Origin of the sequence: Companilactobacillus zhongbaensis (assembly GCF_003946515.1) — a bacterium.
GTDB classification, from domain to species: Bacteria; Bacillota; Bacilli; order Lactobacillales; family Lactobacillaceae; genus Companilactobacillus; species Companilactobacillus zhongbaensis.
Genome location: NZ_RHOM01000048.1, coordinates 1 through 10,368, shown reverse-complemented (window position 1 = coordinate 10,368; position 10,368 = coordinate 1). Strand labels below are relative to the sequence as shown.

Here is a 10,368-nt window from a genome sequence, read left to right as displayed (position 1 = left end):
TGTCTTGCTTGATCTCTTATTTTTTTATCGTGCTCGGCCTGTTTATCAGCCAATGCTTGTTTCTCAGTAGAGCCTAAAGTTAACCCCTTAACCTTGTCAATGGCGCGCCATTTTTCCTGCTCTGTTAATTCACCATTATGCTGAATATTAAAAAGTTTTTGACGCTCATCTTGGAACTTACCTTGAGAAAAGTCGTTTGCGTCTTTTCTTTCAGGCTTCCAAGTAAAAGTATAACCAATCACTGGTTTCCCGCGACCTTTACCATATTTTTTTCGTATAGTTAGACCTCTAAACAAAGGGGTTAGTTCTTCTTTAATTGGGCGAATAACCCTAGATTCAACGTTCGCAGGCTTACTCCAATAGCTTTTTGGAATATCTAGTAGTTCAAAGAAATCATTTTTAGAAAAATAAGCATAACCAGTGGTTCGGAATTGTTTAAGAATACGAAAAGTTGTTTTTGCGTAACTACTCTTTAAATCTCGGAACTCTGTCAAAGCATAACGAACCCAACTTTCGAGATTATTTAGAAGTTTCAACGCTTTGGGATAAATTTGAATATCAACATAAGGAACGTCTGCAGATCCCTTAATTTCAAATCGAGTGAACATGACAAACATCTCTCTATCAAGACCATCTTTACTTCGAGAGCCAAATCTAAGACCTAGTATTTTTTGATATGTACTTTGTATGTCATCAATAAACCGATTATTTGCGGTTGGCTTATAGGCACTTAACTCTTTTAACTGATCAAAGGTAAATCTAACAGTATCATCACCTTTATCACGCATTCTAGAAACTACAGAAAAGAACAAGTTCATTTCTACAGGAGTAAACCTTCGCAAGGGGATTGTATTTAATTCAGGGTCATATTTGACTAATTCATTGCTCATAAAATAACCTCCTTGAATAATACTACCTTATTTGAATACAGGAGTAAATAAATGTAGTCGATAAACAGACAAAATGTAGTCGATAAACAGACAAAATGTAGTCGATAAACAGACAAAATGTAGTCGATAAACAGACAAAATGTAGTCGATAAACTTCTGTACGCCTTGGGGGAGTAAGCCTCAAGAGGGGTCTAAAAGAGGTTTAAAAGAGGTTTATAAAAGAGGTATAAAAGAGGCACTACTGTACGAGACCAAAACCTAGCAACAAAAAACACAAAGGAGTGAGCTAAAAACTGGCTCACATTCAACTCCAGTCGCTACGCTCCTTGCGCCTCACTCTGTTCGTTGCCAGATAAGGTGTGGCAAGCCACATTTAATCGGGCGCTAACGCCCCGAACCCCGTCCAAGCTGAGCCAGCTTAACCGCTTTTTCACTCGCCGTCAGGCAGGAAAGCAAAGTTTTATAGAAACTTTGGCTTTCGCCAATTCAGTGTTAAGACTGGTTTAGAGCTGTCAATTCCTTATGCTCCCACGCTTTGCTCGTCCGCTACCATTGACAGCAAACAGTTAGTTTTTTTTGAATCTTAACAAGAATCTAACTGCTATATTCGTTTTTAAGGGTCTTATTTCTCGTTTCTAGCGATTTTGAGACTATTTATATATATTTATACCAAAGCAAAAATAAAAAGCCCTCAGCAGGCTTTTAGAGGGCTAAATAACGAAGCCAGGACGATTAATAATATCTTCTTGTCTTTTTTGCAAAACATAAGTATACAGGGAATCATACAAATTCTTTTTGATCTCGTCAGGTTCATTGAAAGAAGCTTCAAACAATTCTTGAATATCAACTTGCCAAGGATCAGCAAGCATTTCATCAATGGTTTTTAATACTTTCTTTTCGTCCATCTTAATGACTCCTAACATCAAAATAATGATTTCAGTTTAAATTTACAGATTTTACAGTACCGTTATTCCAAACTTGTTACCAAACTTATAAAGATTCTTTGCACAGAACGATTAAAAAAATGGCTTAAAACAGCTTAATCCGCAACACTTTTTAAGTATTTAAAACATAACAATCTTAGTTAGGTGAAAACATAAATTGAATTAAGAATATGCTCAATTAAATAACGAGAAAAATTGATTGTATGGTTATCAGCAGACCGAGTGAAACGAGGTCAATGCGCACTTACACCCTTGACACTTGTCAAGGGTAGATTTAATACCCATCGAAATGGGTATTATTTGTATTAGAAGGCTAGCGCCAACGATAAAAATCCTAGAGATAAATCTCAAGATTAATCAATCACATTGTGAAGAATCCAATTGCTATAAGCAAGACGAGCACCAGGAGTTATCACCCAGGGGTGATTAATTTCGAAAATTTGAATTTCAGTTGCTAAGTAAAGTGGCGTCTTACCATGATTAAAAGCAAAAACGGGTTGCGGAAAATCAGGCTTACTAGCAACTTGATGAACACTTTGACGAGAGTTCATCTGCCAACGAATTTTTAAATCTTCACGCGACAATAACTGTGGCAGCTGTGTTTTTTCAAGTTGAGCTTGCTGTTGCAACTTTTGTGTAAATTCTTGTTTAGTCTTGTTTTGGTGCCAATCATCAAACAGCTCATATTTGTTGGTTTTAAAATCTAAATCCATAAAGCCAACCTCCTAACCAAAATCAATCTGATCCAGCATCGTTTCAGTACTAGCCTGGTCTAAGCCTAAATAAGCTAAAGTCATGGCTTCACTGGAATGATTGAGCAAATTCATGACTAAGCCAATATTATAATTTGATTGCGTGTAAACGCGATAAGCACCGGTTTTGCGCATTGTATGGGTACCTAGATAATTAATTCCTAACAGCTCACCAACCTTGCTCATGATTTTGTAAAACTGTTTTTCCGTGATATGGCGCTCGGGGTGTTGAAGGGAAGGAAAGAGCCATTCAGAATCCAGCTGATGATTAAGTAGCCATTGGCGATACAATAAGAGCTCTGTTTGAACCGGTTTAAGGTACAAGGTATTAGGTTTACCCGTTTTTCGGTCATGAATGAACGCATTTTGTTTAATAGAACCGTCCGGATTAAAAATATCGGTCTGTTTTAAGCGCATGACATCACTGACTCGCAATAGTGTCGCCTTGCCAACTTGGAAGATGGTGTAGTTACGACGACCCGCCCGAAAACTATCTAATAAGGTGTCTTGTACCATTTTTAAGACGTTAGAGTCTTTGATTGGTAGTACTATTTGTTGCACCATAGAGAATTTACCACCTTTCAAAGGTCACTTTATTGTTTGTTAAATTAGCTAATATTTGTATCTTTTTATACAATGCATCTTTCGAAAAATTAACATAGACATGATATTTACTGGAATCTATAGCTCTAGTTAATTTTGTACCTTGTCCTGAGACGCGCTCTAGGGTTCCTATTATTTGTACAGTATTGGGTTCAGTCGAATTTATTAAATCCGTTAATTTAGCTATATCTGACGACAAGACAAGTGTAGATACTAATTTAATAAAGACGTCTCGGTAAGAGCTTCCTGTATAATGCTGTCTACCAAATAAAACCGAAATAGTATCGTTGTTTGGAGTAGGGTCCACCCTATCAAATTCGGTATCATCACTAGCAAATAAGTTAATATTTGCGATATCTATCAATACCCGTTCAACTTTCGATAACAATGATAAGGCAGAAAATTGGCTTAATTTATCAATATAGCTCTGATTACCTTGGGTATTATTATCTAGTTCGATTTCTGCTCGTTTCATTTTTTCAATTATTTTGCGTTCTAGCAGATCTAACTGTGCTTTTGATAAATGGCCATCTTCACGGCCAAAAAATATTAATTTATTCCACCAAGGCTTATTAATATAATGTTGCTGCAACCGATTAAAAATAGCATTTGATGCTTGACCTATATATCGTTTATCATCACCTAACAATATATAGATACCAGGTTTTTTAGACTCATCAATCAACTGAATGCTAGTTAGATCATCTTTATTCGCAATGACCACAAATGATGGTTCGTCATAGAATATTGAAATATTATCATTCCCGGACTCTCGATTGATAAATATGTGATTGGGCATGTGATCATCGACCTCGTTTTTTAAGTACTATTATATCACCTAACAAAAAAACAGCCCCCGTTATCTACTAGTCAGATAATGGGGGCTTTTTTAATAGTCTTTTCTAGGGGTGATTTGTATAAAATAGACCCAAAAAATCGAATCAAAAAAATTTAAATTTCATTATTAGGATGTTTTCGTAATATTAACACTATTTTTTTCTTTTCTTCCATCCACTCTTAGATAGTATACAGAAATATTAACGGCAGAATTTAAAATTAGTTCAGCTTCAGCTTCATTGATTTTCACCCTATTAGAGCTACCATGGGAATCACTATTAATATTTCGCATGGTAGTTATAGAATCAACGATTTTATTAAGACCACTAATTAGAGAAGAAACATTTTCATCCCACCTATTGTCAGGTTTCATGCCCAATGTTTTATTAACTAGGGATCTATAATGACCAATATCTCCATTTTCTTTAAAATCGATCTGATGCTTACGTAATATTACTATGAATACTGTTTCAATTATTGTTCTAGATTTAGTTACTACGCTGTCTAAATCATTATTTAATAAATCTTCTTTAGCATTGTTGAGAATTTTTTTGACATAACCAATATTCATGATTTCGGCAGGGTCAACAAGTACTTTGGGGGTTGCTTTAGAATCAATAATGGCTATTTTCTCATTGAGAACAATTAATTTTTTATCGGACACTGATAGTTCTAAGTTTATCTTATTAATTAAATCTGTCCTCAATACACTAGCAATCGCTTTATTGTTTTGTTCTGATTCTTCTACTATTTCTTCTACTTTTGTGTATTTCGGTTTAGCATTGATATTTCCATCAATCACTTCTCTAACAGCAGAAGTAATGTTCATTTTAAACAGATAGTAGTAAAAGAAATCACTAGTTTTCCCATTTTCATGTAACGAAAAAAGTATTGATTGTAAAATTTGCCAGCGACTACCTCCCTCGTAACTTACTCCAAATTTTATTCCTATATCTTGAATTTCAGATCCAGTCATATAGGGGAATATGTCTCCTTGTATAAGTAAATCTATAATAGCTCTTTGATTTAAAATTGAATAACTTTCATCTTCCAATATACAATCACCTCACAATTCTACGGTAAATTTTCTATTTCTTGCTCAACATTTCTGCCATCGTTGTAAGTAAAGAATTTAACACCATAAAGCTTAACTTGATCATTCTCACCAACAAGTTCAATATTTTCAGGACGAATACTTTCTAAAAGTTCTTGTTTCCACTGATCCTGATCAAGCAATTGGGGTCCCTTAGGCTCAATATAAATTTGATAACAAAAATCTTTATTCTGTAAATAGAGGATAAAATCAGGCATGAAACCGGCATAATGAGTTGTCTGACCTTTAAATTGATGTAGCTTGAAATTAGTATTGCGTTCATCATTTCTAAATAAATAAATTTGACTATATTTTTGACTTAATCGGTCAACAAAAGCGCCGATTAAGTCAACTAAAGACTTCTCCAGCTTATCAACAATGGCTTCTTCAAAAACAAACCAAGGTTTATTTTTCATTGAGTAGGGTAAGATCATTTCACTGACTGATTTATTAAAATGTTTGGCAACTTTCTTTTGGTAGTCCCTAATCAAGGATTTTATAGGAACTGGAATAAAGCGCTTAGTACCGCGTTGTCTTTGATAGTTATTAATAATCTGTTTTTGAACAAAAGTTAAATATTGTTCAATTGCTTTAAGTTGCTGCTTACGATTTAAGGCTGGTGAACCATTGCTGACACGAGCATACAAACGAATATTTCCCAACCAATTATCAGCTGTCATAAATTCATTTAAAGAATTCAAAGTAGGAATATATTGCTTCAGAGAGTTAAACCGATAGAACTTATTACGTGAGAAGGCTTTTTTAACTAAGATTACGGCATCTCGAAACTTAAACAAAAATCTAGTTTCTGTTAAAGGATCTTTCTCAATAGCAACAGCATTATAATTTGTTTCCCAAGTGCTCTCTACCAAATTGACTTCAGCCATTGTGGTGGTATTAACCCCATAACGGTCAAGGCAATTAAATTCTTTATCTGGTACAGGCTCAACTTCGTTGTAGTAAAGATTACCCTGTTGATAAACTTTAGAGTGTTTAAATGACGGTTTAACATTAGTTTCAAAAACATCAAAATCACTATCATCTTCGACAGGTAGGTCCATCTTATCAAGTGACTTCTTAAGGTTATCTAGGTACTTAGGATCATTGATAGTGTGGTAATAAAGACTCTCTAATAACTGATATTTAGGATTCTGGTTGTCAAAACGACGTGTATAAGAGTTTTCGCCTTGATAAACAAAAGGATTGTAGCGTGCTCCTCGACCAATCAACTGAGCTTCACTGTTTGTTTGGTTCAAGGTAGTGGATTGTTCACCAATCCGCACAATATCATAAAGGTTTAAAACGTCCCAGCCCTCACTTAACTTAGCGACAGCAAAAATAACCCGAAAGGGATTATCAGAACTTTCCAAGGTATTTAGATTATGCAAGTCATTTAAATCGCCTAAAATTCCTTCTTTGGCACTATCGTTAACATTAATAGTGTTCATAGCCTGAAAGTCACGTTTTAATTCAACAATTGCAGTACCCAAATCTTGCGATAACCAGTAATCATAAGCTTGTTTCAATGCTTGACTATGGCTAGTGTTTTGTTGATGTTTAAGAAAATCGGTTAGGTCCGTTATATTCAACTGTAATATCATGCTTAAAAAAGTTGTTCGAGCATCTTTAGAAACCGCAATTTTATTAGACTTAAACAAGATTACCGGTTTAAAGTCAGGTATTTTTAAGTCGTTGGCAATTCGCTTACGATACTGGCTAAGCAAAACAGCATTCAGCATTTTGTTCTCATCGTCGTTATTTGCTTGTAATCGATATACCCGTTTAGAATATCCTTGGTGAATAAAACGGCTTAAATCGTATCTATAAACAATCTTTTGACGATATTTTTGATAAATCGCTTCATTTTGTAAATCTAGAGTTGCAGTAAACTCGAATTGACGATTATGTTGATTAGCTTGACGAATACGATCCAGGACATATTCCCAGGAACGTTCTTTTTGGTCCTCTTTACTTTTAGTACCAGCACTAAAATGATGAGCTTCGTCGGCTAAAACAACTAGTTTATGAGCCTTAAAATCATCATAAGTAAGGCCATTTTCTTTGGTTTCACTTAACTCATTGGTCAAGGCTTGAATAGTTGTTAATCTTAAATAGATCACACCATCTTCTGGTGTATTAGGAAACCGAGTTACTGAGCGAAGCTCGATTCTTTGACCATGAATAGTCAAAGGTTGCGAAAAAAGATATTTAGGTGAAGCAGTATTTAATAAATTGTCATAAGTCTTAGCCACCACAGCATTTGTATTTACCACAAAAAGAAAATTATGATAAGTAAATTCAGTATACAAATACAAGATTAGGGCAGCTAAAACATCTGTTTTGCCACTGCCAGTGGCCATATTGAAGAGTAATTGATTATATTGGTAATCAGCTAATGGCTGTTGCTGTGTCCAGTCTATATTAACTAAGGCTTGATTTTGGTAAGGTCGTAATTGGTGCTTTAAATTACCTTTAATATATTCTGGGATAATAAAGGGCTTTTCATTACTAAGAAGATCAATCTTACGTTTGTTTTCCAATAAATCGACCAGTGGGAGCTCAATTTTTCTCATAACTGTTTTTTTAACCACTAGTTTAGTCCTTCTTTCCATAAAAACTTTGATTAAATTGATAATCATTATCGGAAATCAGGTCACGAACATCGGCATCATCGATATTATTGAAGTTGTAGTAAAGTTGATTCTTATCCAATAATCTAACTAATAACCGTTTTTGTTCTTCAAAAGGCAAAGCTTTACGTTCTGCATCATTTTCATATTTATCAAGATCCACTCGAAAGTCGAAATCTGCTCCCGCTTTCATGCGTTTATATACAGCATCTAATTCATTTATATCTTTAGCTGCTAGCAGATCCTTTAGGTAACCTTGATTCTTTTCCATCAACTCTGCATAAACAAAAGAGCCACCACCATGCCAGTCAGCATCTTTAGAAATTCCACCTTGTTCACCATTAATTACTTTCTTAAGGCGCGGAACGGAGACAGTATTGACATAATCCATTTGTTCAATTCCGATGAAGCGACGATGCATTTTCATCGAAACAGCTTGTGTAGTAGCTGACCCCATAAAGAAATCTAGTACTAAATCACCTTTTTTAGTTCCAATTTGAATAATTTTTTGAAGAAGTTTTTCTGGCTTAGGCGTTCCAAAAACATTAGTGCCAAACATAGCTTTAATTTCTCCGTTTGCTTCTCGTGTTGATCCAGCATCTGTAGTTAGCCAAACAGATTCAACAACACGGCCTTTTTGATCAGCTAAATAAATTTTTCGAATCACTCGTTTATAATCGTCACTGAATTTAATCTTTCCAGTTTTAAGTTCAGACTCAAAAGTCTCCTTACTGAATCTCCATCCATTTTTTGGATACTTAATAACATTACCTTCAGGAGTAGTTATGTCATATTGAAGATTTGGACGCCATAACGAATTACGAACATCTGAAGGACGCCAAGGTCCCTTAGGATCATTATCAGGATTTCGATAATTTTTATTATTCTCCTTTGTCCTTGGTAATAAATTAATTTTAAACATTGACGTTTTTCGATAAACTAAAATAATATTGTGATGTAATGATATTTCATTTCCATAGCCTTTACTCTGTTTATTGTTGACCCAAACAATATCTGACACAAAGTTTTCTCTTCCAAATATTTCATCTAATAAGACTTTGGCGTAATATATTTCAGAATTATCTAATATTACCCATAAGCTTCCATCACTAGACAACAATTTTTTTGCTAATTGAATTCTATTCTTAAAAAAAGTTAACCAGGAAGAATGGTTGAACTTATCATTATATTGGAAATCATGTCCTGTGTTATAAGGAGGATCTAAAAAAATGAGTTTAACTTTTCCAGCAACCGGTTCTTTTATACTTTCTAATGCAATTAGGTTGTTTCCTTTAATAATTAAATTATCTCGATTACTAATATTGTTCGTTGCATGTTCACCGTCTTTGTCATAACGCTTTGCATTAACTAATACTTTAGACTCCAACAACTCATCAATTTCAGGCTTAGCAATAGTTTCATTAAAAAAAGGCTCATCAACAGATTCATCTTTATCTAGATCTTCTTTGGTCATACCAGCTTTTAAAATAGTATCTTTAAATGGAAAATCCAGAACAACGTCAGCAGATTCATCAATAAATTTTCCATTAGCTGTTAAACCGATTTTATTTGTATATTTTGTATAACTGTCTTCCCAAAATTCTTTATATTCAAACATCTCAATAAATTGATTGAGTTTAAATACTTCATTGTTAGCAATTTTTTCTACATAGTTTTTATGTATTAAAGGATCCTTAAATAGTTTTGTCATCAATCTATGATTGAATTTATCCAGATCGTTAATTACATTATTCCGTTTCAGAGAACCCTCACTGGTTAAATACGTGTTTCCAAACTCTCCTAAAATACTTTTAACTTGGGACATTACCTTAGGTTCTATTCTCATGTTTAATTCACCTTTTTAGCTTTTTCCAAAAATGCCACCAACTATTATTGGTTTTATTCTTAGATGCGTTCTTTTCTTCCTGCTTGTTGTTTTTATCTTTGGCTTGACTAGAATTAATGTTATTTGAAAAGGTATCATCTTTATCATTTTCTGGCCGTTTTTGAATTGAACTAGAGGGTTCAGACAACTCACTCAATTTCCGCACTTGTTCTTTTAATTGATGGTTTTCTGCTACCGTTGCTAATTGTAATTGCTGTTGCTGATCCACCAATTTTGTTAGATGATCTATTTGTCGGTCTTTGTTACTTATTTGCTGGTCTTTGGTAGTAAGCTGTTTGTCACGTTGAGCCTTTAAATCTTCTACTTCTCTTCTCAGAGTAGCAACCAGATCATTATTTTCTTTGCTAGTCTTTGTCACTTTTTTGCTACCTGTTTGTTGGTTCTTTGCTACCAAAGGCTTTGCTACCTTGTCGCTAATAATCTTTTCAGCTGTAGGGCTGATTATGTTTGTACCTTGACTATCTTTTTGTCGGTTCTTTGCTGGTAGTCTTTGGTAGTGATATTGAATAGTCTGTTTGGAGACCTTCAATTCATCAGCAAGTTCTCTAATAGTTTTAGACATGCTTTCCAAACCCCTTTCGGAGTTCAGCAAGTGCTTCTTGTCTTGCTTGATCTCTTATTTTTTTATCGTGCTCGGCCTGTTTATCAGCCAATGCTTGTTTCTCAGTAGAGCCTAAAGTTAACCCCTTAACCTTGTCAATGGCGCGCCATTT

General features: G+C 34.4%; 9 protein-coding genes and 1 pseudogene. All 10 read right to left on the bottom strand.

Annotated features, from left to right (window positions below; genetic code table 11):
• Positions 1-890: replication initiation protein (locus EKM69_RS11690; RefSeq protein ID WP_164505939.1), on the bottom strand; the 890-nt coding region annotated here is incomplete at its 3' end.
• A gap of 710 nt (positions 891-1,600) precedes the next feature.
• Positions 1,601-1,813, bottom strand: coding sequence for a hypothetical protein (locus EKM69_RS11685; protein WP_010625611.1), 213 nt, complete (start codon positions 1,811-1,813; stop codon positions 1,601-1,603).
• 374 nt (positions 1,814-2,187) lie between these two features.
• Positions 2,188-2,547 (bottom strand): hypothetical protein, encoded by a 360-nt coding sequence (locus EKM69_RS11680; RefSeq protein ID WP_125711240.1) that lies wholly within the window; start codon positions 2,545-2,547, stop codon positions 2,188-2,190.
• A 12-nt stretch (positions 2,548-2,559) separates the two neighbouring features.
• On the bottom strand, positions 2,560-3,150 hold the full coding sequence (locus EKM69_RS11675) for a site-specific integrase (protein WP_191988699.1): 591 nt from the start codon (positions 3,148-3,150) through the stop codon (positions 2,560-2,562).
• A 7-nt stretch (positions 3,151-3,157) separates the two neighbouring features.
• A complete protein-coding gene (locus EKM69_RS11670) occupies positions 3,158-3,874 on the bottom strand; it encodes a GIY-YIG nuclease family protein (protein WP_225423890.1) in 717 nt (238 codons plus the stop codon).
• Positions 3,875-4,153: 279 nt separating this feature from the next.
• A complete protein-coding gene (locus EKM69_RS11665) occupies positions 4,154-5,080 on the bottom strand; it encodes an abortive infection family protein (protein ID WP_125711236.1) in 927 nt (308 codons plus the stop codon).
• 20 nt (positions 5,081-5,100) lie between these two features.
• Complete coding sequence (locus tag EKM69_RS11660; RefSeq protein ID WP_125711234.1) at positions 5,101-7,710, bottom strand: DEAD/DEAH box helicase family protein; 2,610 nt, start codon at positions 7,708-7,710, stop codon at positions 5,101-5,103.
• 4 nt (positions 7,711-7,714) lie between these two features.
• On the bottom strand, positions 7,715-9,595 hold the full coding sequence (locus EKM69_RS11655) for a site-specific DNA-methyltransferase (protein ID WP_125711232.1): 1,881 nt from the start codon (positions 9,593-9,595) through the stop codon (positions 7,715-7,717).
• A 7-nt stretch (positions 9,596-9,602) separates the two neighbouring features.
• Positions 9,603-10,217, bottom strand: coding sequence for a DUF536 domain-containing protein (locus EKM69_RS11650; RefSeq protein WP_125711230.1), 615 nt, complete (start codon positions 10,215-10,217; stop codon positions 9,603-9,605).
• A pseudogene (locus EKM69_RS11645) lies at positions 10,210-10,368 on the bottom strand (replication initiation protein); the annotation flags it as partial. The pseudogene EKM69_RS11645 and the gene EKM69_RS11650, both read right to left, overlap by 8 nt.

Excerpts from the sequence above, each read along its gene's own strand:
- EKM69_RS11685 (WP_010625611.1), bottom strand. The coding sequence starts at position 1,813 with ATGTTAGGAGTCATTAAGATGGACGAAAAGAAAGTATTAAAAACCATT.
- EKM69_RS11680 (WP_125711240.1), bottom strand. The coding sequence starts at position 2,547 with ATGGATTTAGATTTTAAAACCAACAAATATGAGCTGTTTGATGATTGG.
- EKM69_RS11675 (WP_191988699.1), bottom strand. The coding sequence starts at position 3,150 with ATGGTGCAACAAATAGTACTACCAATCAAAGACTCTAACGTCTTAAAA.
- EKM69_RS11655 (WP_125711232.1), bottom strand. The coding sequence starts at position 9,595 with ATGAGAATAGAACCTAAGGTAATGTCCCAAGTTAAAAGTATTTTAGGA.
- EKM69_RS11650 (WP_125711230.1), bottom strand. The coding sequence starts at position 10,217 with ATGTCTAAAACTATTAGAGAACTTGCTGATGAATTGAAGGTCTCCAAA.